This window comes from Amycolatopsis methanolica 239 (assembly GCF_000739085.1).
Lineage (GTDB): Bacteria > Actinomycetota > Actinomycetes > Mycobacteriales > Pseudonocardiaceae > Amycolatopsis_E > Amycolatopsis_E methanolica.
In genome coordinates, this window is the sequence record NZ_CP009110.1 from 5,610,032 (window position 1) to 5,634,409 (window position 24,378).

21 protein-coding genes and 1 riboswitch are annotated in these 24,378 nt (G+C 73.2%); of the genes, 11 read left to right on the plus strand and 10 right to left on the minus strand.

What is annotated here, in order from left to right:
* Positions 1-10: 10 nt before the first annotated feature.
* From cobU to AMETH_RS27325, 3 genes are all read left to right on the plus strand, one after another.
* Complete coding sequence (gene cobU, locus AMETH_RS27315; RefSeq protein WP_017984381.1) at positions 11-631, plus strand: bifunctional adenosylcobinamide kinase/adenosylcobinamide-phosphate guanylyltransferase; 621 nt, start codon at positions 11-13, stop codon at positions 629-631.
* Entirely contained in the window at positions 628-1,653 is a 1,026-nt protein-coding gene (cobT, locus tag AMETH_RS27320; RefSeq protein WP_017984382.1) for a nicotinate-nucleotide--dimethylbenzimidazole phosphoribosyltransferase, read from the plus strand. The genes cobU and cobT overlap by 4 nt, the downstream gene beginning before the upstream one ends.
* Positions 1,654-1,728: 75 nt before the next feature.
* Complete coding sequence (locus AMETH_RS27325) at positions 1,729-2,481, plus strand: adenosylcobinamide-GDP ribazoletransferase (RefSeq protein ID WP_017984383.1); 753 nt, start codon at positions 1,729-1,731, stop codon at positions 2,479-2,481.
* Here AMETH_RS27325 and AMETH_RS27330 read toward each other — a convergent pair.
* A complete protein-coding gene (locus tag AMETH_RS27330; protein ID WP_223842947.1) occupies positions 2,464-3,600 on the minus strand; it encodes an MFS transporter in 1,137 nt (378 codons plus the stop codon). The two genes, AMETH_RS27325 and AMETH_RS27330, sit on opposite strands and share 18 nt — an antisense overlap.
* A gap of 112 nt (positions 3,601-3,712) precedes the next feature.
* On the opposite strand from AMETH_RS27330, the gene AMETH_RS27335 reads away from it, so the two are divergent.
* Positions 3,713-4,600, plus strand: a complete 888-nt coding sequence (locus tag AMETH_RS27335; RefSeq protein WP_017984385.1) for a LysR family transcriptional regulator — start codon at positions 3,713-3,715, stop codon at positions 4,598-4,600.
* Here AMETH_RS27335 and cobC read toward each other — a convergent pair.
* From cobC to AMETH_RS27355, 4 genes are read right to left on the minus strand one after another with little or no spacing between them, the layout of a single operon-like run.
* The gene (gene cobC / locus AMETH_RS27340; protein ID WP_017984386.1) at positions 4,583-5,596 is read right to left on the minus strand and encodes an Rv2231c family histidinol phosphate aminotransferase CobC; all 1,014 of its coding nucleotides are present in this window, start codon (positions 5,594-5,596) and stop codon (positions 4,583-4,585) included. The two genes, AMETH_RS27335 and cobC, sit on opposite strands and share 18 nt — an antisense overlap.
* Positions 5,589-6,923 (minus strand): cobyrinic acid a,c-diamide synthase CobB, encoded by a 1,335-nt coding sequence (locus AMETH_RS27345; RefSeq protein ID WP_017984387.1) that lies wholly within the window; start codon positions 6,921-6,923, stop codon positions 5,589-5,591. Before AMETH_RS27345 ends, cobC begins: the two co-directional genes overlap by 8 nt.
* Positions 6,917-7,531: a cob(I)yrinic acid a,c-diamide adenosyltransferase gene (cobO, locus tag AMETH_RS27350; RefSeq protein WP_017984388.1), complete on the minus strand. Its 615-nt coding sequence runs from the start codon at positions 7,529-7,531 to the stop codon at positions 6,917-6,919. Before cobO ends, AMETH_RS27345 begins: the two co-directional genes overlap by 7 nt.
* Positions 7,531-9,480 carry a putative cobaltochelatase gene (locus AMETH_RS27355; RefSeq protein ID WP_017984389.1) on the minus strand — a complete coding sequence of 650 codons (1,950 nt, stop codon included), beginning with the start codon at positions 9,478-9,480 and terminating at the stop codon, positions 7,531-7,533. Before AMETH_RS27355 ends, cobO begins: the two co-directional genes overlap by 1 nt.
* A gap of 81 nt (positions 9,481-9,561) precedes the next feature.
* Positions 9,562-9,621, minus strand: a riboswitch (cobalamin riboswitch).
* Positions 9,622-9,678: 57 nt separating this feature from the next.
* On the opposite strand from AMETH_RS27355, the gene AMETH_RS27360 reads away from it, so the two are divergent.
* Both AMETH_RS27360 and cobM read left to right on the plus strand, forming a co-directional pair.
* A complete protein-coding gene (locus tag AMETH_RS27360) occupies positions 9,679-10,839 on the plus strand; it encodes a bifunctional cobalt-precorrin-7 (C(5))-methyltransferase/cobalt-precorrin-6B (C(15))-methyltransferase (protein WP_017984390.1) in 1,161 nt (386 codons plus the stop codon).
* On the plus strand, positions 10,836-11,597 hold the full coding sequence (gene cobM / locus AMETH_RS27365) for a precorrin-4 C(11)-methyltransferase (protein ID WP_017984391.1): 762 nt from the start codon (positions 10,836-10,838) through the stop codon (positions 11,595-11,597). The genes AMETH_RS27360 and cobM overlap by 4 nt, the downstream gene beginning before the upstream one ends.
* Here the strand turns inward: cobM and AMETH_RS27370 are convergent.
* Positions 11,584-12,633: a cobalt-precorrin-5B (C(1))-methyltransferase gene (locus AMETH_RS27370; RefSeq protein WP_017984392.1), complete on the minus strand. Its 1,050-nt coding sequence runs from the start codon at positions 12,631-12,633 to the stop codon at positions 11,584-11,586. The genes cobM and AMETH_RS27370 overlap by 14 nt on opposite strands.
* 11 nt (positions 12,634-12,644) lie before the next feature.
* On the opposite strand from AMETH_RS27370, the gene AMETH_RS27375 reads away from it, so the two are divergent.
* Genes AMETH_RS27375 through AMETH_RS27385 form a run of 3 tightly spaced genes read left to right on the plus strand, consistent with a single transcriptional unit; the run spans position 12,645 to position 17,276 of the window.
* On the plus strand, positions 12,645-13,394 hold the full coding sequence (locus tag AMETH_RS27375) for a cobalt-precorrin-6A reductase (RefSeq protein WP_026153425.1): 750 nt from the start codon (positions 12,645-12,647) through the stop codon (positions 13,392-13,394).
* Positions 13,391-14,053 carry a 5,6-dimethylbenzimidazole synthase gene (gene bluB, locus AMETH_RS27380; RefSeq protein ID WP_017984394.1) on the plus strand — a complete coding sequence of 221 codons (663 nt, stop codon included), beginning with the start codon at positions 13,391-13,393 and terminating at the stop codon, positions 14,051-14,053. The genes AMETH_RS27375 and bluB overlap by 4 nt, the downstream gene beginning before the upstream one ends.
* Before the next feature lie 52 nt (positions 14,054-14,105).
* The gene (locus tag AMETH_RS27385) at positions 14,106-17,276 is read left to right on the plus strand and encodes an arabinosyltransferase domain-containing protein (protein ID WP_017984395.1); all 3,171 of its coding nucleotides are present in this window, start codon (positions 14,106-14,108) and stop codon (positions 17,274-17,276) included.
* A 276-nt stretch (positions 17,277-17,552) separates the two neighbouring features.
* On the opposite strand, the gene AMETH_RS27390 is transcribed toward AMETH_RS27385, so the two are convergent.
* The 3 genes from AMETH_RS27390 to AMETH_RS27400 are packed head-to-tail and all read right to left on the minus strand — an operon-like array spanning position 17,553 to position 20,706.
* On the minus strand, positions 17,553-19,043 hold the full coding sequence (locus AMETH_RS27390) for a precorrin-2 C(20)-methyltransferase (RefSeq protein WP_017984396.1): 1,491 nt from the start codon (positions 19,041-19,043) through the stop codon (positions 17,553-17,555).
* A complete protein-coding gene (locus AMETH_RS27395) occupies positions 19,040-19,663 on the minus strand; it encodes a precorrin-8X methylmutase (RefSeq protein WP_017984397.1) in 624 nt (207 codons plus the stop codon). The genes AMETH_RS27390 and AMETH_RS27395 overlap by 4 nt, the downstream gene beginning before the upstream one ends.
* Entirely contained in the window at positions 19,660-20,706 is a 1,047-nt protein-coding gene (locus AMETH_RS27400; protein WP_017984398.1) for a nitrite/sulfite reductase, read from the minus strand. Before AMETH_RS27400 ends, AMETH_RS27395 begins: the two co-directional genes overlap by 4 nt.
* 790 nt (positions 20,707-21,496) lie before the next feature.
* Here AMETH_RS27400 and AMETH_RS27405 point away from each other — a divergent pair.
* Both AMETH_RS27405 and AMETH_RS42230 read left to right on the plus strand, forming a co-directional pair.
* A complete protein-coding gene (locus AMETH_RS27405) occupies positions 21,497-21,799 on the plus strand; it encodes a hypothetical protein (RefSeq protein ID WP_017984399.1) in 303 nt (100 codons plus the stop codon).
* 702 nt (positions 21,800-22,501) lie between these two features.
* Positions 22,502-22,732: a GNAT family N-acetyltransferase gene (locus AMETH_RS42230; protein WP_223843263.1), complete on the plus strand. Its 231-nt coding sequence runs from the start codon at positions 22,502-22,504 to the stop codon at positions 22,730-22,732.
* On the opposite strand, the gene AMETH_RS27415 is transcribed toward AMETH_RS42230, so the two are convergent.
* Entirely contained in the window at positions 22,714-24,372 is a 1,659-nt protein-coding gene (locus AMETH_RS27415; protein ID WP_223842949.1) for an asparagine synthase-related protein, read from the minus strand. The two genes, AMETH_RS42230 and AMETH_RS27415, sit on opposite strands and share 19 nt — an antisense overlap.
* Between the last annotated feature and the right edge of the window lie 6 nt (positions 24,373-24,378).

Here is a 24,378-nt window from a genome sequence, read left to right on the forward strand (position 1 = left end):
AATGCCGGGTATGACCAAGCTGACCCAGCGGCTGGCCGCCTCATTGGAGGCCGCCGCCCGGCTGCTCCGCCGGTACGGGGACGACGAGGCGAAGGTGCTGGTCCTGGGCGGGGTCCGCTCGGGCAAGTCGCGCCACGCGGAGCGTCTGATGGCCCGCCATCCCGAAGTCGTCTACGTCGCGCCAGGCCCGGTGCCCACCGGCGACGATCCCGAATGGGCGGCGCGGATCGCGCTGCACCAGGCCCGCAGACCGGCGAACTGGCGCACGGTCGAAACCGGTGACCTCGCCACGACGGTCCGGAAGGCGTCGCGGCCGCTGCTGATCGACTGCCTCGGCACCTGGGTCACGCGGGTGCTCGGCGACGTCGGCGCGTGGGACGCGAAGAACGGCTGGGAACTGCGGCTGGACGAGCGGATGGAGGAGTTCCTCGAGGCGTGGCGGATCGCGCACGTGCCGATCGTGGCGGTGACCAACGAGGTCGGCATGGGTGTGGTGCCCGCGACAGCCTCCGGACGGCTGTTCCGTGATGTGCTGGGGGCGCTCAACGACCGCGTCGCGGCCCAGGCGGACAGCGTCCAGCTGGTGGTGGCGGGGCGCGTCCTGCACCTCGACGAAAGGGCTCGGCTGTGACCAGCTTCGACATCCCCGCACCGGACGCGGCCGCGCACGCCGCCGCACTGGAACGGCTGGACGCGCTGGTCAAACCCGTCGGCGCGCTGGGGCGGCTGGAAGAGCTCGCCGCGTGGCTGTGCGCCGCGTCCGGGCAGGTCCCGCCGCCGCCGATCGAGCGGCCGCGGGTGGTCGTGTTCGCCGGGGACCACGGCGTGAGCCGGCTGTCGGCGTACCCGCGTGAGGTGACCGCGGCGATGGTGCGGGTGTTCCTGGCAGGCAAGAGCGGGGTCAACGTGCTGGCCCGCGAGGTCGGCGCGGGGGTCCGGGTGCTGGACATCGCGGTCGACGACGACCTGTCCGACGTGCCGGCCGAGGTGCGGGCGTGGAAGGTCCGGCGCGGTTCCGGGTCGATCGAGGCCGAGGACGCGCTGGAACCAGGCGAGGCGGCGCGTGCCTTCGAGGTCGGCCGCCGGGTCGCCGACGCCGAGGTGGACGACGGCGCGGACCTGCTCATCCCCGGTGACATGGGGATCGGCAACACCGCGGTGGCGGCGGCCCTGGTCGCCGCGGCGCTCGGGGTGCCCGCCGAAGAGGTCGTCGGCACCGGGACGGGTGTCGACGAGGCTGGGCGCGCGCGGAAGGTCGCGGTGGTCCGGGCCGCCGTGGAGCGGGCCGGGGAGCGGGTGTCGGACCCGTTCGAGCTGCTCACGGCGCTGGGCAGCGCGTGTGCCGCCGCGACGGCCGGTTTCCTGGTGCAGGGCGCCGTCCGCGGGGTGCCGGTGCTGCTGGACGGGGTGTTCTCCGCCGCGGCGGCGGTGGTGGCCGCGGAGATCGCGCCGGAGGCGGTGCGGTGGTGGCTGGCCGGGCACCGGTCGACAGAGCCCTCGCAGGCGGTCGCGTTGAAGGCGCTCGGGCTGACGCCGATCGTCGACCTGGGCCTGCGGCTGGGCGAGGGCAGCGGAGCGGTCCAGGCGATCCCCACCCTGCGCGCCGCCCGGGCGATCATCGCGGACATGGGTCTGCTGGTCGACCTTGCCTGAGCTTCGCGACCTCGCCGGATGCAGGCTCGCCCGGCTCCGCCGGATCACGCGCCGGCGGCTCGCGGGAGGCCGGCCGTGATCGGCGATGCGCTGCGGATGGCGCTCGGCACCCTGACCGCCCTCCCCGTCCCCGCGCCGCGCACCATCGACCGGCGCGTCGCGGGCAGGGCGATGCTGCTGGCGCCGCTCGCCGCGGTGCCGCTCGCCGTGCTGGCCGGGCTCGTCGTCCTCGCGGGGGACGCGCTCGGGCTGCCCGCGATCGCCGTGGCGGGGCTCGCGGTCGGCGCGGTGGGCCTGGCCAGCCGGGGGCTGCACCTCGACGGCCTCGCCGACACCGCGGACGGCCTCGGCGCGTCCTTTGACCGCGAGCGCGCCCTGGAGATCATGCGCCGCGGCGACTCGGGTCCCACCGGCGTCGCCACGCTGATCCTCGTGCTGATCGTCCAGTGTGGAGCGCTCAGCGGCGCGATCTTCGCCGGGCATGGGGTCACGGCCGCCACCGCCGGCACGCTGGTGAGCCGCTGGGTGCTGGCGCTGTGCTGCACCCGCGGGGTGCCCTCCGCCCGGCCCGACGGCCTCGGCGCCGCCGTCGCGGGCAGCATCCGTCTGCCGTGGACAGTGGCGACCCTGTGCGCCGCCGCCGGTTTCGCCATCCTGGCGCCCGGGCTGGAGTGGTGGCGTGGCCCCGTCGCGGTGGCGGCCGCCGTCGCCGCGGCCGGGCTCGTGTTGTGGCGCTGCACCGCCCGGCTGGGCGGCATCACCGGGGACGTGCTCGGCGCGTGCGTGGAGATCGCGGCCGCCGCGGCCTGGCTAGCGCTGGCGCCGTAGCGTGAGGAGCAGCGAGGCCGCCGTCAGCGCCACGCCGAACCAGACGACGCTGGTGACGCCCAGGTGGTCGGCGAACAGCCCGCCGAACAGCGCGCCGAGCGCGATGAACGTGTTGTAGGCCATGGTGTTCAGCGACATCGCGGCCTCGAACGTCTCCGGCGCGGCCGCGAGCGTCATGTTCACCTGGCACAGCTGCACGGCGCCGAACGACAGTCCCCAGAGGACCATCGCGACCACCACGCCCGCCGGCCCGCTGCCGATCGTGAGCAGCAGCAACATGGACACCACGAGTCCGGCGCAGCCGACGAGGAAGCTGCCCCGCAGGCTCCGGTTCACGGTGTACCCGGCGACGAAGTTCCCGACCGCCCCCGCCGCGCCGAAGACCATCAGCACGACGGTGATGAACACCGGCGGAGCGGAGGCGTTCTCCTCCAGGTAGGGCCGGACGAACGTGTACGCCCCGAAGTGGCCGAGCACGAACAGCACGACGGTGCACAACACCCGGCGCAGCGGGAGGTTCCGGACCGGGAGCGCGAACACCTCCCGGACGGGCACCGCGTTGGCCGACGGCAGTGACGGCACGACGATGGCGACCGCGAGGAACACCAGGACGCTCAGCCCGGCCCAGATGAGGAACGTCGTGCGCCAGTCGGTGAGGCTCTCCACGACGGTCCCCAGCGGGATCCCGGCGACCGTGGCGATCGAGATGCCGGACATCACGACCGCGGCCGCCCGGCTCGCGTGGCGTTCCGGCACGATGCGCATCGCCATGCTCACCCCGATGGCCCAGAACACGCCGCTGGCGAACCCCATCACCAGGCGCGTCGCCAGGATCAGCGGGTAGCTCGGCGACACGGACGTGACCAGGTTCCCCAGCGCCAGCACAGCCAGCAGCGCGGACAGCAGGACGCGCCGGTCGACCCACCGGGTCCACGCGACGATGAACGGCACACCGAGACCGGCGGAAACGCCCTGCAGGGTGACCATCAGCCCGGCGACGCCCACCGTGACGCCGAGGCTCGTGCTGAGCGGCGTGAGCAGGCCGACCGGCATCAACTCGGTGGTGAGGAAGACGAACAGGCTCGCGGTGATCGCCGCGACCCCCGACCACGCTCTCACGGGCGAGAGCGGGCGCACTTCTTGGATGACCATGCCCCAAAGCCTTCCGCGCCTCGATCGATGAGTCCAACGCATCTTTGTCATTCCATCGATCACTCGCCATGATTGATCCATGGAGCTCCAGCAGATGCGTTACGTCGTCGCCGTGGCGGAGACGAACAGCTTCACCCGGGCCGCGCAGCGCTGCCTGGTCGTCCAGTCCGCGCTGAGCCAGCAGATCGCGCGCCTGGAACGGGAACTGGGCGCCCGGCTCTTCGAGCGCACCAGCCGGCGCGTGCGGCTGACCCCGGCGGGCGCCGCGTTCCTGCCCGCCGCCCGGGAGTGCCTGCACGCGGCCGAGCGCGCGGCCGCCGAGGTCGCCGCGGCGGTCGGCGAGGTCCGCGGGCGCCTCGCGGTCGGGTCGATCTCCACCGTCGCTGCGGTGGACATCCCGGCCGCACTGCGGGAGTTCCACCAGCGCCACCCGGACGTGCGGGTCAGCCTCCGGGTGAGCCCGAGCGAGGAACTCACCGAGCGGGTGGTGCATGGCGCGGTCGACGTGGCGTTCCTGGGGCTGCCCACCACCACGCGGCCCGAGGGCGTGCACGCGCGCGAACTCGCCAGGGACACCCACGTCGCGATCGTCGCGCCGGACCACCCCCTCGCCGGCGAACCGGCGGTCGACCTGAGGCGGCTCGCCGGCGAGACGTTCGTGGACCTGCCCGCGGCGACAGCCGGCCGAATGCAGAGCGACCAGGCGTTCGCGGCAGCAGGCCTGGACCGGGACGTCGCCTTCGAGGTGACCAACGCGGCGCTGCTGGCGCGGATGGTCCGGCAGGGCCTCGGCGTGGCGATGCTCCCGTCCGCCTACGTGCCCCAGCTGACGGGGGTGGTCACCATCGAGGTCACGGACGCGCCGGCCCGCGTCGAGTACGTCGCGTGGAGCCGCTCCGGCCCGACGCCCGCGGCGGCCGCTTTCCTCGCGCTGCTGGGAATCCCGGGGTCAGCGCAGGCCTCGTAGCGCGTCCAGGAAGGAGTCGGTCACCGCGGGCTCCCGGACCGCGATCCGCAGCCAGTCGCCGTCCAGGCCGGGGAACGTGTCGCCGCGGCGGACGGCGAACCCCGCCGTCCGCAGGCGCAGCCGCAGGTCCGCCGCGCCCGGGATCCGCACCAGCACGAACGGTCCGCGCGGATCGCCTGCCACCTCGACGCCCAGCGAGCGCAGCCCGGCGACCAGGTGTTCCCGGTCCTGCTCCGCCCGCACGGCGAGCTTGTCCGCCTCGTCCAGCGCCGACGGCCGCATGCAGGCGACCACTGCCCGCGCGGCGAGCGTCGACACCGACCACGGCGGCTGCACGGCCCGCAGGGTGTCCACAAGCGACGGTTCGGCCAGCACGTAGCCTGCGCGCAGGCCCGCGATGCCCCACGTCTTCGTCAGGCTGCGGATCACCACCACACCCGGAAGCCGTTCCCCCGCCAGGCTTTCCGGCTCACCGGGCACCGCGTCCAGGAACGCCTCGTCCACCACGAGCAACCGGCCAGGGCGCACGAGCGCACGCAACGCGGACGCCGGGTGCAGCACGGAAGTCGGGTTCGTGGGGTTGCCGACGAACACCAGATCCGCGTCCACGGGCACCGGTCCCAGCACGAAACCGTCCGAAGCGGACAACACGACGCGGTCCACCTCGTGGCCGGCCGCGCGCAGGGCGGCCTCCGGCTCGGTGAACTGCGGGTGCACCACCACCGCGTGCCGCGGCCGCAAGGCGTTGGCCAGCAACGTGAACGCCTCCGCCGCGCCCGCCGTCACCAGCACGTCCGAAACGTCCCGGCCGTGCCTCTCGGCGACCGCCTCGGCAGCCGCGCCCGGATCGGGATAAGCGGCCAGGTCTTCCAGCGCCGCGGCCAGCTCCGCGCGCAGCCACGGCGGCGGCGACGGCAGCCGGACGTTCACCGCCAGGTCCACCAGGCCGTCCCCGACCTCGCGATCCCCGTGGTGGTGCAGGTCGTAGTCAGCCACGCGCGTGCACCGCCGCCGCGAACCGGTGGGCCAGCACGGGGTGCCCGGCCCAGTGGACGTGCAGGTAGGACGCGTGCAACGTGTACGAGGCGAAGCCTTCCGCGACGCCGTCCCATTCCCACGCCGCCACCGCGCCCGCCCGCGGCGTCACCACGGTCCGGTGGAACTCGTGCCCGGTCACCCGCTCCCCGGCGCGGGCCAGCAGGTGGTCCCGCGCGGCGGAAGCGGTCCGGTACCCGAGCGCGCCCCGCTTGGTCATCTCCGCCGACGCGTCCAGCGCTCCCACCATCGGCAGCCCGTCCAGCTCCCGGCACAGGTACAGCAACCCGGCGCACTCGGCCACCACCGGCATCCCGCTCCGGATCGCCGCGGCCAGCTCCTCGCGCAACGGCTCGTTCGCCGACAGGTCCTCGACGTGCACCTCCGGGAACCCGCCCCCGAAGTACAGCCCGGCGCACCCCTCGGGAAGCGCCTTGTCGTGCAACGGATCCAGGTCGACGACGTCCACACCGGACGCCGCGAGCAACTCGACGGTCTCGGTGTACCGGAACGTGAACGCCGGCCCCGCGGCCGCCGCGACCACCCGGCGCGGCCCCGAATACGACCCGGTCGGCTCCCACGCCGGCGCGCTCAGCGGACCGGCCGACCGCGCCACCCGCACGATCGCTTCCAGGTCGACGCCGTCGGCCACCCACGCGGCCAGCTTCGGCAGCAGCTCCCGCGACTCGGCGTCCCGTTCGGCGGCAGGCACCAGCCCGAGGTGCCTGCTCGGCGCGTGGATGTCGTCGCTGCGCCGCAACGCCCCCAGCACGGGGATCCCGGTGCGCACCAGCGCCGCGCGGATCTCCTCCTCGTGCCGCGGCGACCCCAGCTTGTTGAGGATGACGCCCGCGATCTCGACGCCCGGCTCGTACCGCGCGAACCCGAGCACCATCGCCGCGACGCTGCGGCTCGCCGCCGACGCGTCCACCACGAGCACCACCGGCGCGCCCAGCAGCCGCGCGACGTGCGCCGTCGACGCGTAGCCCTCGGTGCCGAGCTGCCCGTCGAACAGGCCCATCACGCCTTCGATCACCGCGATGTCCGCGCCCGCAGACCCGTGCCGCAGCAACGGCGCGAGCAGATCTTCACCCTGCAGGAACGGATCGAGGTTGCGTGGCGGCCGCCCGGTGGCGAGCGAGTGGTAGCCGGGGTCGATGAAGTCCGGCCCGACCTTGTGCCCGGACACCGCCAGCCCGCGCGCCCGCAACGCGGCCATCAGCCCGGTCGCGATCGTCGTCTTGCCGTGCCCGGACGCGGGCGCGGCGATGACGACGCGGTTCACCATTCGATGCCCCGCTGGCCCTTTTGCCCAGCGTCCATCGGGTGCTTGACCTTCGTCATGTGCGTCACCAGGTCGGCGGCTTCGATCAGCTCATCGGGCGCGTTGCGGCCGGTGATCACCACGTGCTGGCGGCCCGGCCGGTCGCGCAGCGCGGCGACCACCTCGGCGGTGTCGATCCAGCCCCAGTGCAGCGGGTAGGTGAACTCGTCGAGCACATAGAAGTCGTGGCGCTCCTCGGCGAGGCGGCGCTTGATCTCCGCCCAGCCCTCCCGCGCGTTGGCGGCGTGGTCCTCGTCCGACCCCGGCTTACGCGACCAGCTCCAGCCTTCGCCCATCTTGTGCCACTCGACCGGCCCGCCCTGACCGCTGCTCTCGTGCAGGGCGCCCAGCGCGCGGAAGGCGTTCTCCTCGCCCACCTTCCACTTCGCCGACTTGACGAACTGGAACACGCCGACCGACCAGCCCTGGTTCCACGCCCGCAGCGCCATCCCGAACGCCGCGGTGGACTTGCCCTTCATCTCGCCGGTGTGCACGGCGAGCAGCGGCCGGTTGCGGCGCTGGCGCGTGGTGAGGCCGTCGTCCGGCACGACCAGCGGTTTCCCCTGCGGCATCAGGCAGCCCTCCTGCGCACCTCGGTGGCCAGCGTGTCGGCGGCGACCTCGCCCAGCGGCACGTGCTCGCCGCCCAGCCGCGCGGCCAGTTCCGCTGCGAGCCCCAGCCGCATCCGCCCGGTCTCGCAGTCCATCACCACCGACGCGACGCCCGCCCCGGCCAGCATGTCCGCGGCCTGCTGCGAGCGCGCGACCGCGTCCGCGCCGCTGGTGGCGCGGCCGTCGGTGACCACGACCAGCAGCGGGCGACGGCGCGGGTCCCGCACCGCCTCGACGCGCAGCACGCGCGCGGCCTCCAGCAGTCCTTCCGCGAGCGGGGTCCGCCCGCCGGTCGGCAACCCCTCCAGCCGCGTGGCGGCGGCCTCGACGCTGATCGTCGGCGGCAGCGCCAGCTCGGCGCCGCCCGCCCGGAACGTCACCAGTCCGACCTTGTCCCGCCGCTGGTAGGCGTCCAGCAGCAGGGACAGGACAGCGGCCTTGACCTCCCGCATCCGCGACTTCGCGCCCATCGAGCCGGACGCGTCGACGCAGAACAACACGAGGTTGCCCTCGCGGCCCTCGCGCAGCGCGAACCGCAGGTCGCTGGGCCGGAGCACGAGGCCGGCGCCGTCGCGGCCGCGGGAGCGCTGGTGCGGCGCGGCCGCCCGCACGGTCGCGACCAGGTGCGGCCGTCCCTCGCGGGCGCCGGGCGGCCGGACGCCGATGGTCCGGCCCGCGTCGGTCACCGCGCGGGACCGCTTGCCGTGCGCGCCCTCACCGATACCGGCGACGCTGAACATCCTGGCCCGGTACGGCTTTCCGGCGCCGACGGCCCGCTGCTCACCGCCGTGTTCGCCGTTCCGGTCACCGTGTTCGCCGTTCCGGTCACCGAGTTGGCCGCTCCCGTCGAGGGTGTCCGATCCGGAGCCGGGGCCGTCGTCGTCCGGCGGACCCGGGTCCTCCGGCGGCTCGGCATCGCGCAGCGCCTGTTCGAGCTGTTCCTCGTCGATCCCGGGCGCGTCGAACGGGTTGCGGCGGCGCCGGTGCGGCAACGCGAGCCGCGCCGCGACGCGGATGTCCTCTGTGGACACCTCGGTGCGCCCGCTCCACGCCGCGTGGGCGACCGCGGTGCGGGCCGTGACGATGTCCGCGCGCATCCCGTCCACCTCGAACGCCGCGCACACCTCGGCGATCTGCCGCAACGCCTCGTCGCTCAGCTCGACCGACGGCAGGAGCTTCTGCGCCGCGGCGATCTCGGCCGCGAGCTGGGCGTCGGTGTCCTCGAACCGGGCGGCGAACGCATCCGGATCCGCCTCGTAAGCCAGCCGACGGCGGATCACCTCGGCGCGCTGCTCCGGATCGCGGCTCGCGGCGACCTCGACGGTCAGCCCGAACCGGTCGAGCAGCTGCGGCCGCAGCTCGCCCTCCTCCGGGTTCATGGTGCCGATCAACACGAACCGCGCCGCGTGCGACACCGACACGCCCTCGCGCTCGACGGTCGCGCGACCCATCGCCGCCGCGTCGAGCAGCGTGTCGACCAGGTGGTCGTGCAGCAGGTTGACCTCGTCGACGTAGAGCAGGCCGCGGTGCGCGGCGGCGAGCAGGCCGGGCTGGAAGTCGGTGACGCCCTCGGTCAGCGCGCGTTCCAGGTTGAGCGAGCCGATCACGCGGTCCTCGGCCGCGCCGACCGGCAGTTCGACCAGTCGCGCGGGACGGCGCAGCGCACGGGTGTCGTGTGGCGCGTCGGGGCAGTTCGGGTCGGGCGCGGCGGGGTCGCAGGAGAACCGGCAGCCCTCGACGACGTCGACCTCGGGCAGCAGCCCGGCCAGCGCGCGCACCATCGTCGACTTCGCGGTGCCCTTCTCGCCGCGCACCAGCACGCCGCCGATGGCCGGGGAGATCGCCGAGAGCACCAGCCCGAGCCGGAGGTCCGGCATCCCGACGACGGCGGTGAACGGATACGGCCTCAAGCGAACTCCTTCGCCACGCGCGGGTGTCCTCGCCCGCCTGAACAGGGCACGTGCCGGGCACGTAACGGCCGTCGAAGCTCTGGCTCCCGGCCCGCTGGCCGGTCACAGTGGCGGGACCGCCCCGGAATCGCACCGGGTTCCTGCGGCGACCGTCCCCAGGATCATCGCATACGGTCTCCCCCCGTGAGGATCGTCGTTGTGGGTGTCCCGGCCGACGGGTGGGCCGGGCTGACCGAGCCCGCGCGCGCCGAGATCGCGGCTGCCGACGTGCTGTTCGGCGGCCGCCGCCAGCTCGACCTGGTGCCGCTGGACGTGCCGAAGGTGGCGTGGCCGAGCCCGCTGCTGCCCGCGCTGGACGGCCTGTTCGCCGAGCACGCCGGACGCCGGACCGTGGTGCTGGCCAGCGGCGATCCGCTGCTGTCCGGCATCGGGACGACGCTGGTCAGGCGGTTCGGCGCGGAGCACGTACGGATCGTGCCCGCCGTTTCGTCGGTCGCACTCGCGCGGGCCAGGATGGGCTGGTCCGCGGAGGAGATCGAGGTGGTCAGCGTCGTCGGGCGCAGCGTGCACCGGGTGAGCCGGGCGCTGGCGCCGGGGGCGCGGCTGGTGGTGCTCAGCTCCGACGGCGGCACGCCGGCGGAGCTCGCCGGCGTGCTGGTGGCAAGGGGTTTCGGCGAGAGCAAACTCACGGTGCTGGAGCAGCTCGGCGGGCCGGCCGAGCGCCGCGTCGAAGGTTTCGCGCGAGACTGGTCACACCCGGTGGGCGATCCGTTGAACGTCGTCGCGGTCGAGTGCGCCGGCCCCGCGTTGCCGACCCTGCCCGGGCTGCCGGACGACGCCTTCGAACACGACGGGCAGATCACCAAGCGGGACCTGCGGGCGAGCGCGCTGGCCCGGCTCGCGCCGGTGGCCGGTGAGCTGCTGTGGGACGTCGGCGCGGGCGCCGGCAGCGTCGGGATCGAGTGGTCGCGGGCGCATCCGGCCAACCGCGCGATCGCCGTCGAGCGCAGTGCGGAACGGGTCGCGCGGATCCAGCGCAACGCGGACCGGCTGGGGGTGCCCGAGCTGCGGGTCGTGACGGGTGCGGCGCCGGAGGTGCTGGCGGACCTGCCCACGCCCGACGCGGTGTTCGTCGGCGGCGGGCTGGCGTCGCTGGACGTCTGCCTGGACGCGCTGCGGCCCGGCGGACGGCTCGTCGCCCACGCGGTGACGCTCGACTCGGAACAGGCGCTGGCGACGGCGTACCAGCGGCACGGCGGCGAGCTGACCCGGATCGCCGTCGAGCACGCCGCGCCGCTCGGCGGATTCACCGGCTGGACCCCGGCCCGGACCGTGACGCAATGGAGTTTCGTGAAATGACCGTGTTCTTCATCGGCGCCGGGCCCGGCGCGGCGGACCTGATCACCGTGCGCGGGCGGGACCTGCTGGCGCGCTGCGGGGTCTGCCTGTACCCCGGCAGCCTCACGCCGCCCGACCTGCTCGCCCACTGCCCCGCGGACGCGCGCCGGATCGACACAGCGGACCTGTCGCTGGACCAGATCGTCGGCGAGCTGGTCGCGGCGGACCGCGCGGGCCACGACGTGGCGCGGCTGTGCTCGGGCGACCCGTCGATCTACAGCGCGGTGGCCGAGCAGATGCGCCGCCTCGACGCCGCCGGTGTGCCGTACCAGGTGGTGCCCGGCGTGCCGGCCTTCGCCGCGGCCGCCGCGGAACTGGGGCGCGAACTGACGGTGCCGACGATCGGGCAGAGCCTGGTCATCACGCGCGTCCAGGCCCGCTCGACGGCCATGCCGGACGGCGAGACGCTGGCGAACTTCGCCGCGACCGGCACGACGCTGGCCGTGCACCTGGCGATCAACCGGATCGAGCAGGTGGTCGAGGAGCTGCTGCCGCACTACGGCGCGGACTGCCCAGTGGCCGTGGTGCACTGCGCGAGCCAGCCGGGGCAGCGGATCCTGCGCGGGGTCCTGTCCGGCATCGCGCAGGAGGTGCGCGCCGCGGGAATCGACCGCGCGGCGGTGATCTTCGTGGGCCGCGTGCTGGCGGCGGGGAAGTTCCCGGACAGCTACTTGTACTCGGCGGCGCGGGACCGGTCGGAAAAGCTCAGGCCCCGCTGACCCCGACCACGTTCCCCGCCCGGTCGATCACCAGCACGTCCACCGCGACCGGCGCCGGGGCCAGCACCGACGCCGCGAAGGCCCGCGCCCGGTCCGCGACCGCCTCGCCGATCGGGAAGCCCGCCTCCTGCGACAGCTGCAGCGCGTGCAGCGCAGTGTTCGCCTCGAGAATCCGCGCGGCCAGCGGCTCCGGCGCCTGCGAGGCCAGCAGCGCGAGGTCCACTTGCGACCGCTTCGAGTGCAGGTCCAGGTGCCCGGCCGCGAGTTTGGACATCTTCGCGAACCCGCCGGCGATCGTCAGCCGCGGCACGGGATGGCGCTTCACGTACTTGAGCACCGCGCCCGCGAAGTCGCCCATGTCGAGCAACGCCGTCTCCGGCAGCCCGTACCGCGCGGCCACCGCCCGCTCCGACGTGCTGCCCGTCGCACCGGCCACGTGCTGGTGCCCCAGCGCCCGCGCGACGTCGACCCCGCGCCGGATGCTGTCGATCCACGCCGAGCACGAGTACGGCACCACCACGCCGGTCGTGCCGAGGATCGACAGCCCGCCGAGGATGCCGAGCCGCGGGTTCCACGTCTGCCGCGCCAGCTCCTCGCCCTCGGGCACGGAGATCTCGACCACGACATCCCCGGCATCGCCGAACTCGGCCGCGACCCGCCGCACCGCCTCGGTCATCAGCCGCCGCGGCACCGGGTTGATCGCCGGCTCACCGACCGGCAGCGGCAGCCCGGGCAGGGTCACCGTCCCCACCCCGACGCCCGCGCGGAACGTCACGCCGCTGCCCGGCTCGCCGCGCCGGACCGTGGACAGGATCAGCGCGCCGTGCGTCACGTCCGGGTCGTCACCGGCGTCCTTGATCACCCCGGCGGTCGCCGAATCCACGTCCAGCCGCTCGGTGGCCAGCGCGAACGCCGGGCGCCGCCCCTGCGGCAGCTCCACCTCGACCGGGTCGGGGAACTCGCCGGTGAGCAGCGCGGTGTACGCGGCCGTGGTGGCCGCGGTCGCACACGCTCCGGTGGTCCACCCGTACCTCATCACCAGGCAGTATGGCTGGCGTGACGGAAGTACTCGTGCTCGGAGGCACCGGTGAGGCCCGCGCGCTGGCCGCCGGGCTCGTGCAACGCGGCGTCGCGGTCACGTCGTCGCTGGCCGGACGGGTCGCCAACCCGCGTCTGCCGGTCGGCGAGGTGCGCGTCGGCGGCTTCGGCGGGCCGGACGGCCTCGCGCGCTGGTTGTCCGAGCACGGCACCGCCGCCGTGGTGGACGCCACACATCCGTTCGCCGAACGCATCGGCGCCTCCGCCGTCGAGGCCGCGCACCGGGCGAACGTCCCCCTGCTGCGCCTGCAGCGCCCCGGCTGGCAGCAGGGCCCCGGCGACGACTGGCACTGGGTGGACACCCTCGACGAGGCCGCGGACCTGGTGGAACGCCTCGGCGAACGGATCTTCCTCACCAGCGGCCGCCAGGGCCTGTCCGCCTTCGCGCGCTGCACGCGGCCGCACTTCCTGGCCCGCTGCGTCGACCCGCCGGAGCCGCCGCTGCCGCCGCGCCTGGAGGTCCTCCTCGACCGCGGCCCGTACACCGTCGAAGGCGAGACCGCGCTGCTGCGTGAGCACCGCATCGACGTGCTGGTCACCAAGGACAGCGGCGGCGAGATGACCACCGCGAAGCTCGTCGCGGCCCGGCAGGAGGGCGTGCCGGTGGTCGTCGTGCGGCGCCCGGCGCGTCCGCCCGCGCACACCGTCGCGGACGTGGGCGCCGCGCTGCGGTGGGTGTCGGCGATCCTGGACGCATGATCGAGGAGTTCTACGAGGTCCTGCGACGACGGCGGGACGTGCGCGCGGAGTTCACCGGCGAGCCCATCGACGACGAGGTGCTGACCCGTGTGCTCGAGGCCGCGCACTCCGCGCCCAGCGTCGGACTCACCCAGCCGTGGGATTTCGTGCTCGTCGAGAGCACCCGGACGCGCACCGCGTTCCGCGACCACGTGCTCACCGAGCGCGAGGTGTTCGCCGCGTCGCTGCCGCCGGAGCGCCGGGAGACCTTCGCGCCGATCAAGATCGAGGGCATCCTGTCGTCCTCGCTCGGTGTCGTCGTGACCTACGACGAGAGCCGCGGCGCGCCGGACGTGCTCGGCCGCCACGCGATCGCCGACGCCGGCCTGTATTCGGTGTGCCTGGCCATCCAGAACCTCTGGCTGGCGGCCACCGCGGAAGGCCTCGGCGTCGGCTGGGTGAGCTTCTACCGCGAGGAATTCCTGCGCGACCTGCTCGGGATCCCGGCCGGGGTGCGGCCGGTGGCGTGGCTCTGCCTCGGCCCGGTGAGCCGGCTGCAGGACATTCCGGACCTGGAGCGCCACGGGTGGCGCAGGCGGCGGCCGTTGTCGGCGGCGACGCACCGTGAGCGGTTCCGCACACCCCCATCCCGTAGCGAGCGCGAGGAAGCATCGCGATAGCGTTCTGCCAATGTGGATGGCCAGCAGGACACCTACTGTCGCACCGGATGAGGTGACGGACCCGGACCAGCCGGGCACTTCGGCACGCACCTCCCCGGAGCGACCTCACACGTTCTTGTGGCGGCTGCTCGCCGTCGTACTGGGCCTGTTCGCCGCGGGTTGCGCGGTCGCCTTCCCGTTGCTGCCGGTCGTCCAGGACACGGCGAAGATCGTGTGGCCGGCCGGCAGCGACACGCGCCCGGTGAACGCCCCGCTCGTCGGCTACTGGGCGCAGGACCTGCAGGTCGGTGTGCCGTGCGCGACGATCCAATCGCTCGACGCGCGCACCGCGGGCGCGGGGCTGCTGTTCTCGACCGTGCCGCCCGCCCGTGCGGGCAACGGCGCCGGCCTGCAGCTCAACGTCCAGGACGGCGTGCTCACCGCGACCAGCCGCGGCCAGCAGGTCGCGCGCCAGCCGTTGCCCGCGACAGGGTGTGACGTGCGGGTCAGCTCGACCGCGACGCACACCACCCTTTCGGTGGCGGGCACCCCGGTCTACGACTCGGCGGGCGACGTCCGGCCACGCGTGCTGGGCATCTACACCGACATCTCGTCGGCGCGGGACCCGATCGCCGGCCTGTCGGTCGGCATCACCCCGGACACCCGCTACCAGTCGTCCCCCACCGGGCTGAAGGTCGGCATCGGCGTGTTCGGCGTGCTGTCGCTGATCGGCTGCCTGATCGCGGTGAACCGGCTGGACTCGGGCACCGCGCGGCGCGCGCCTCGGTGGGCGCCGATCGGCTGGTGGAAGCTCACCAAACGGGACGTGACCGTCTTCGGCGTGCTCGGCGCGTGGGTGTTCATCGGGCCCGTGACCTCGGACGACGGCTACATCCTGACCATGGCCAGAGTCGCCGACCAGGTCGGCTACCTGACCAACTACCACCGGTGGTTCGGCGTCGCGGAGGCGCCGTTCGGGTGGAACGACCACATCTACGAGCTGATGGCGACGGTGTCCACGGTGCCGACGTGGATCCGGTTGCCGTCGTTCCTGCTCGGCGTGCTGAGCTGGCTGCTGATCAGCCGTGAGGTGCTCCCGCGGCTGGGCAAGGAGGTCCGGATCAGCCCGGCGGCGGGCTGGGCCGCGGCCGTGGTGTTCCTGGTGTGGTGGCTGCCGTTCAACAACGGTGTCCGTCCGGAGCCGTGGGCCGCGCTGGGCTCGCTGATCGCGCTGTGCGCCGTGGAGCGCGCACTGGTCACGCGGCGTTTGCTGCCGCTGTGCCTCGGTCTGATCGGGGCCGCGTTCGCGCTGGCCGCGACGCCGACCGCGTTGATCGCGGTGGCGCCGTTCCTGGTGGCCGCGAAGCCCTTGTTCCACCTGCTGCGCGGCCGGGCCCGCGATTCCGGTTGGGCCGCGGTGCTGGCGCCGATCGCGGCGGCCGGGTTCATCGTGTTGATCGTGGTCTTCGCCGACCAGACGTTCTCGACGGTGATGGAGGCGACCCGCCTGCGTGGCTCGGTCGGCCCGAACAAGTCGTGGTACGAGGAGCTGTCGCGGTACGAGCTGCTGTTCGAGAGCAGCGCGGACGGCGCGCTGACCCGCCGGTTCCCGGTGCTGCTGCTGATCCTGTGCACCGGCACCTGCCTGGTGGTGCTGCTGCGCCGCGGCCGCATCCAGGGCGCGGCGCTGGGCCCGGCCCGCCGCCTGATCGGCACCGTGGCGCTGTTCTTCCTGCTGCTGGCGCTGACCCCGACCAAGTGGACGCACCACTTCGGCGCGTTCGCCGGTGTGGGGGCGGCGATGGCGGCGCTGACCGCGCTGGCGACGAGTTCGACGGTGCTGCGGTCGCGGCGCAACCGGGCGGCGTTCACCGCCGGGTTGCTGGTGGTGTCCGCGCTGGCCGCGACGGGCCCGAACGCGTACTGGTTCGTGTCCAGCCTCGGCGTGCCGTGGTGGGACAAGGCGCCGTCGATCAAGGGCTACCACCTGTCCACCGCGCTGCTGCTGGCCGCGGCGGTGGCGGCGGTGTTCGCGTTCGTGGAGAACGTGCGCATGCAGCGGCCGGGTGCGCCGCCGCCGGTGCAGGAGCGGGGTGGCCGGGCGCTGCGGCTGGGCGCGACGTCGCTGGTCGTGGTGTGCGGGGCGGTCGTGGTGTTCGAGGTCGCCAGCATGGCGAAGGGCATCCAGAAGCAGATGTCGACGGGCAGTTACAGCCTGGCCGCGGCGAACGTGGACCACTTGTTCGGCAAGAGCTGCAACCTCTCCGATCACGTGATGGTCGAGCAGGACCCGGTGTCGAGCATGCTCAAACCGGTGTCGGCGGTGACCGTGCCGGAGACCACGGCGCAGGAGAACTCGACGCTGCCCCGGCCCGAGGACGAGGGCAACGAGAAGTCGTCGGCGGGTTTCCACACCGACGGCAACGGCGACGACGACCCGCTGACCTCGCCGCCGCACGGTTTCACCACGGCGACCGTGCCGATGTGGAGCAGCTATCACGAGGGCTCCGCGACTGGCCGGCTGCGCACCGACTGGTACGCGTTGCCGGACCAGCACGCAGGCGCGCAGGTGACGATCGCCGCCGCGGCGCCCCCCGGCAAGGCGACGAGCGTGGCGCTGGAGTTCGGCCGGGAGACGCCGGCGGGTGTCGAGGTGGTGCGGTCGACGACCGTGCTGGCGGAGAACGTCGGCACCGGGGCGTCGGCGGACGAGACGAAGTGGGCCGACGAGCGGCTCGACATCGGTGATCTGCCCGCGGACGTGAATCGGGTGCGTGTGGTGGCCAAGGACGACGACATCACGGGCGACGGCTGGGTCGCGGTGAGCGCCCCGCGCGTGCCGACGTTCACCACGCTGACGCAGCGGGTGGGCAGCGCGCCGGTCTACATGGACTGGCCAGCGGCGTTCGTGTACCCGTGCATGAACCCGGTCGCCTCGCACGACGGCATCTCGCAGATCCCGGCGTACCGCATCACCGCGGGCGATCTGGCCGCGGAGGCCGGTGTGGCGGACAACATCGGCGGCGGGCCGAACGGGTGGATCGAGGAGCTGGCCGACCAGCCCGAGGTGCCGAGCTACCTGGAGGGCGACCAGTCCGGCCGCTCGTGGGGACGCCTGCTTCAGATCGAGCCGTACACCGACGGCGTGGCACCCCAGGTGGAACACGGAACCGAAACCATGTGGGGCTGGCAAAGCCCCGGCCCCGGCCCCCAACAACCAAACGGCTCAACCCCAACCCGCTAAGAGAAGGCCCCCGCCAAACAGCGGGGGCCTTCTCTTTTCACCACCAACAAAACCGCCACCCGGCAACAAACCCGACCACACAGACCGCCCACCCCTCCCCCGCACCCGATCCCCAGCCCAGTTCTGCGCGCGACCAGGGGCTCTTTCCAGCCTTGACAACCCCTGGTCGGGCGTAGAAACGATGAAATTCGGGGCGGCGGGTCAAATCCGGGCGTAGCGAAGCGAAGCCTGCGCTTTCAGCCGCGCAGCGCAGACACCCGTGTAGCGGCTACGCAATCAGTAAGACCGCGGAGTCCAGACAAACCCGTGATCAACGCGAGTCCGCGACGACCCGACAATCACCAAGCACCGCATATCAACCACCGAAGGATCAAACTCCCCCAGCGAAGTCACCATCACCGACTCCTCAGGACCCCCAACATCCCGCGCCACCACAACAGGCGTCTCCCGCGACCGATGCCGCAACAACACGTCCCGAGCCCGAACCAGCTGCTCAGTCCGCGTCCGCGAAGCCGGGTTGTACATCGCCACCACAAGATCAGCCACCCCAGCCGCATCAAGCCGCCGCTCGATGACGTCCCAAGGCTTCAACCGATCCGACAACGACAAAACGCAGTAGTCATGCCCCAACGGCGCCCCGACCCGGGCCGCCGCCGCGGAAGCAGCCGTCACCCCCGGGATCACCCGCACCGGCACCGGCGACTCCAGCTCGGCCGCCTGTTCCAGCACCGCCGAAGCCATCGCGAACACCCCGGGATCACCCGAGGACACCACGGCAACCCGAGCACCGGACGCGGCCAGCGACAGCGCATGCCGGGCCCGATCGGCCTCGACCCGGTTGCCGGACGCGTGCCGCACCTGCCCGGCCCGCTGCGGCACCTTCGCCACGTACGGCCCGTACCCGACGATGTGCTCAGCCTCGGCCAACGCCGCGGACGCTTCCGGTGTCAGCCACTCCGGCCCGGCCGGCCCCAGCCCGACCACCACGACCTCGCCGCCCTCAGCGGCAACCGCCGCCGGCTCGGCAGCCGGCTCCTTCCGCGATGCGTAAGCCGGACTCGGCACCAGCGCCAGCGAGAAGTACGGCACCGTCGCGGGGTCCACGTCAGCGAACGGCTCGACCCTCTGGTTGGACCACGTGGCCCGCTCGACGTAGTAGGCCTCGTCCAGCCGTCCGGCCTCCGCCAGCGCCTCCCGCACCGAGTTGAACGTGCGGCCCAGCTTCATCACCGCCGCGGCCTGCGTGTCCGCCAGCCGCCGCGCGAGTTCCGGCGCGGGCAACGTCCCCGGCAGGATCGTCAGCACCTCGTCGCGCTGCACCAGTGGCTTGCCGAGCACCGCCGACGCCGCCGAAACCGACGTCACCCCAGGCACCGCCTCGGCCTCGTACCGGTCACACAACCGCTCGTGCATGTACATGTAGGAGCCGAAGAAGAACGGGTCGCCCTCGCACAACACCACCACGTCGCGCCCGGCGTCCAGGTGTTCGGCCAGCCGCTTCGCGCTCAGCTCGTAGAACTCGGCGATCGCGCCCTCGTAGCCGCCCGGGTGGTCGGTGCCCTCGGTCGTCACCGGGTACATCAGCCGTTCCTCGACCTGGCCCTCGCGCAGGTACGGCTCGGCCACCGATCGCGCGATGCTGCGGCCGTGCCGCGCACAGTGGTAGGCGATCACGTCGGCCTCGCTGATCAGGCGCGCGGCCTTGACGGTCATCAGCTCCGGGTCACCGGGGCCTAGTCCGACACCCCACAGCTTGCCCGTCTTCATTCGACCTCGCTCGCGAGCGCGTTGACCGCCGACACCGCCATGGCGCTGCCGCCGCGCCGCCCGTGCACCACCAGGTAGGGCGCGGGCGCGCGCTTGACCAGCTCTTCCTTCGACTCGGCGGCGCCGACGAACCCGACCGGCACCCCGATGATCGCGGCGGGCACCCCGGCGCCCTCCTCGATCATCTCCAGCAGGCGGAACAACGCGGTCGGCGCGTTGCCGATCGCCACCACCGAGCCCGCGAGCTTGTCCCGCCACAGCTCCAGCGCGGCCGCGGAACGGGTGGTGCCCATCCGCTCGGCCAGCGCGGGAACGCGCTCGTCGGACAGCGTGCACAGGATCTCATTCGCGGCGGGCAAGCGCTTGCGGGTCACGCCGCTGGCGATCATCTGCGCGTCGCACAGCACCGGCGCGCCGTCGCGCAGCGCGGCGCGGGCCGACGCGACGAGGTCGAGCGAGTAGGCCAGATCGTCGACGAGGTCGACCATCCCGCACGAGTGGATCATGCGGACCGCGACCGGCTCCAGGTCCTCCGGCAGGATCGCGAGGTCGGCCTCCTCGCGGATCGTGGCGAACGAGTGGCGGTAGATCTCCGCCCCGTCGCGGATGTAGTCGATCACGCTGTTCCCTTCTGGTATCCCTCGGTGCCCGCGAGCACGTCGACGTGCGGCTCGTGCGGTCGCCCGCACCGTCGTTCGCATCCGGAGAAGTGCATCCGCACCCCGGCGGGGACGCGGCACATCATGGCCAGCGCGTCCGCCCGCACGTCGGCGCGCGACTTCGCGCAGCCCGGCCGCCCGATGCACGCGCTGATCCCCAGGCCGGGCGCGTCCGGATCGGTCACCAGTCCCGGCGCGTCCAGGCCGAGCGGCACGACGACCGACCGCCACGGCGTCACCACGACCTCGCCCAGCGCCCGCAGATCCGCGGCCGCGAGCTGCCCCAGCACCGGCGCGCCGACGACACCGGTGCGCCCGTCGTCACGGGTGAACGGCCCGATCGGCACCCCCGGCGAGGACGGCAGCCGCTCGCCGGCGGGCAGGTCCAGCTCCCGCATCCGCCACGCGCTGCCCCGGACCTCCAGGAACCACAACGCCTTCCGCACGAGCGCGTCGACCGCCCCGGCGAACGGCACCCGCTCGCCGGTGTCCCGCCCGGCGAGCAACACCGCGCCGGTCGCGGAGTCCAGCGCCCGCCAGCACACGTCCGCGTCCTCGCCCGACACGTCGCCCCGGCCGTCGTCGAGCGCGAACAGGAACCGGCCCGGCAGGGCGGCCAGCTCGGGCCGCGCGCACACCGCCCGGTCCAACTCGAACACCGTGTCCCGCACGTCGACCAGCCCGCCGGTGAGCCCGCTCAGCGGCGAGGCCAGGTAGTTGCGCACCCGCTCGTGCGCGGGCGCGGGCAGCAGACCGGCCGACGTCAGCCGGGCGGCCAGCTCGCCGGTGTCCCGCGACAGGCCGCGCAGCTGGATGTTGCCGCGCGAGGTCAGGTGCACCGAACCGTCGCCGAGCTCCTCCGCGCACGAGGCCAGCACGTCGGCCTGATCGGCGCTCACCCGTCCGCCGGGCAGCCGGATCCGGGCGAGCGCGCCGTCCGCGGCGTCGTGCGTGGCGAAGACACCCGGACAGGCGTCGGGGCGGACACGTCCGGGATGGGCCATGCGCTCACTGTAAACGGCGGGATCGGCGCGAAGTATTACCTGGATCATATGTAGTAGGCCTGCTACATTCCATCGCGCAGGCGTAGCGCTGGGGAGAACACCTACGACAGCGACGAGCCAGGTCGCGATGAGAGCACCGGAGCCGCCGCGCGACCAGCCGACGCTCGACGTCCGCGACCTCCGCATGCGTTACGGCGCCAACGACTGCCGCCCTCCGGTTGCCCGGCGCCCCGCCTCCGGCGGACGCTTTCGGTGGTTCAGGCCACCGAAAGCCGTTGCTACGCAACGAGTTTCTTCATAGCTACGTCTGTCTACAAAGGAACCCTTGCTAACGCAAGGGAAACAGGGTAAGCGCTCTACGCTTGTACCATACACCAGAAACGTACCCACACCCGGGTCACCAGGCCGCTCCGCTCCCAACACCCCAACTACCGAACCACCAGACACACAAACAACCAACCCCACCAACACCCAAACTCCCAAACCCCACCCACACACCCCCCGCCTCCGGCGGGACAACCCAGGAGCCAGCACCCGGGGAAGAAGCTGGCAACTCCACCACAGGCAGAAGGAGGTTGTCCGCAAGCTGCGGGACACCCCTCCCAGAGCAGCTAAACGATCGCGGGGCTGCGACATCAACACCGAGGGCCGGTCGGTCGCCCTCCGTTGCGCTCCGCGCGTGAACCACTCCTCGGCCTGTTCGGGGCACACACGCGGGATGGGAGCGGCGGCGGATACAGGGGGGCCGCGCCCGCTGGCTCAAGATCAAGTTTGGGATGATCGGGACGCGGTGGTCATCGGCGTACTCGGCGCGCTCGACTCCCCCACCGCACTCGTGCTCGCCGTGGTCGACGACGACGGCCAGGTGCGGACCGGCCTGTCGGCGACACTGTCCAGCTGGGTGCTGGCCGCGTTGCAGGGGCGGCTGCGCCCAGCCGTCCGCGCCGCGGTGACGGCGCGTGCCGGGCTGGGCGAGCAGATCAGCTACCTGCCGGTCCGGCCGGACGTCGTGGTGGAGTGCCGCGTGGACGCCGCACGTTGCGCAGGGGGCTTCCGGCATCGTGTCCCCGTGCAGCGCGTTCGCGCCCGCTGAGCAGCTAGAACGGCACGCTCGGCGACAACGGAGGCCGCGGCGGCGGGTCTCCCGGCCGCCTCCCGGTCTCCGTGTAGCGCCCCCGGAATTCGAGCCAGCTCCTGCGGCCCGCCTCTGACCACGACGCTGTGCTCGAGCTGGTCAACGCGGACAGGCTTCCCGGCCAGCCGGTCGCCACGGCCGAGATGCTCGGCGAGGCTCTGGCCGGCCGCTCGCCGGTCGACTCGTCGTGGTGGGAGGAGCTGGCCGCGCCGCGCACGGCCGTGGCCGCGACCAGCGACGGCGAGGTCGTGGGGGTGGTGTCGTTCTCCACGCGGTCCCGGGATGACGCAGGGGTGCTGCTGTGGCTGCACGCGCGGGAAGACCGCACCACGATCGACGTTCTGCTGCAGCACGTCCTGGATGAGCTGCGTGAGCACCGGGTGGTGGAAGCGTTCAGCTTCGCCACCGCCCTCGGGCTCGGTTTGGAGGCGCTGCCCGTGCGGCACCGGCCGGTGACCGCGGCGGCGCTGGTCGAGGCCGGATTCGTCGGCACCGACCTGTGGCGGTACATGGGCCGCCGGCTGCCCGCCGACGACCTGCCCCGGGTTCCGGAGGTCCGGATCGAGGCCCCAGAGCCGGACGTCCGTGAGCTGACCGTGGGTCGACGGAGACCGGGCGCTCGCGCAGGCCACCGTTGGGGTGCCGGTGTTCGGGATCGGCGTGCTGTGGTGGATCAGCAGCGAGCCCGAGGCCCGCGGGCGTGGGGTCGGGCGGGCGCTGCTCGGCTCGGCGCTGCAGCTGCTGACCGAGCTCGGCGCCTCCGACGTGATCTTGTTCGTCGACGATGACGAGCCTGGTGGTGAGCGGGATCGGACGGCGGCCAACCGGCTCTACGACGCCAGCGGGTTCATCGAGTACGACCGGCTGCACTCCTACCGGCTGGAGCGCTGAGCTTCAGCACCCGGAATCTCGGCCCCGGCCTGGAGCGCACCGGCCAGCCAGGACTCGACCGCGAGCACGTTCATCCGCACTGCGGTGTCCAGCTGGCCGGCGAGTGCTGCGGGATCCAGCAGGCCGGCGGCGACCGCGAGCGGCGCCTGCACCGGTCCGGACACCGCCGCGGTGAGCGCGTGCCGGTAGTACTGCTTGCGCGGCGGGAGCACCGCCCGCGCCGCCGACGGGAGCAAGCCGACAACCGCGGCTTTGCAACGCTGGTAGGCCGTGGGCAGACGCGGGTCGTAGCGGTCGGTCAACGGGATCGCCAGCGCCGCGGCCACGAGGTCCGGGTGCAGGAACGGCGAGGCCTCGGGCACCGGGCCGGCGGGTGGGAGGTAGCTGCGCGGCCAGAACGCGTCGTGCGCGTCGGCCGCCGCCCAGCTGCGCCGCGAGCGGGTGTGCTCGGCGAGCGTGCTGGTGATCCATTCCTGAGCGCGGGTCAGCGCCGGCGCTCGCCACGGTTGCGCGACCACCGGGGAGATGGCCGGCTGGCACCATTCGGGCCAGTTCGCCGCCCAGTACCAGCGGGCCCGCTGCTCGGCGGGCAGCAGGCCCGCGGCCGTGGCGAGGAGTTCACCGGTCCAGCCCGGACCGGACCGCCGGGAGTCGCCCAGATAGCGCACCGTGCCGGGCAGCCGCCCGGCACGCAGCAGTAGCGGGGTGAGGTAGCGCGGCACGGCGAGCAGTTCATCGGCCCCGTTGCCCGACAGCACGACACCCGCGCCGCGATCGGCAGCGAGGTGGGCAATGGTGGCGTTGGCGCCCGGCAGGGCGTCCAGCCGCGGCCCGTGCGGCGACCAGGCCGGCTCGGCGAGGCAGTCGGCGGGGTCGAGCACCATAAGCTCGACCTCGAGCGCCAGGTCCTTGATCAGGCGCCTGACCACGTCGGCGGCGGCCAGGCCGTGGTCGTCGACGAGGTCAGTGCAGTAAACGAGCACCCGGCGGCGGGGCCGCAACGCCACGACCTGCAGCAGCACGGCAAGCGAGTCCAGGCCGCCCGACACGGTGACCGCCACCGTGTCCACGCCCTCACACAGGTCGGCGACCGCTTCACCGAACACCTCACGCAGCGGGCGCGGCCGGTCAGCGGGTTCGGGGGCCGGCCACACCGTCTCCACCCCGAGCCACGGCGCGACGCTGTCGGGCGTGGCAGCCGGACCGGAGCAATGAAAGACGACCTGATGCCGTGTCAGGCGCCGAATGGCAGACACGGCGCCGCTGACCGTCGACATCCCAGTCACGCGGCACATCCACTTCTGCACGCGCGCGAGATCCGCGTCGCGTTCCTCAGAGCTCGGCACTTCGAGCAGCGCGTCGTAGGTATTGGCCAGCCACATCACGTCATCGCGACGGCTTGGGTCTGGACGCGAAAGGTCGCGACCATCATCGGGCCGCCCGCCGTACTGGGACCGCTCTTTGGCGATCTTAGTGAGGACGAACTCGGGATCCGAGGGCTGGGCGGGCCCCGGAGACGACCTTGACTTCACTGGTCCGGACGAAGCACTGCTCGACACGAGCGGATGCCCCTTCCGCCCTGCTGCCGAGACCGGCAACAGGGAGACAAGGATTGGCCGGGCGCGGGCAGCGCCCCGCACCCGGCC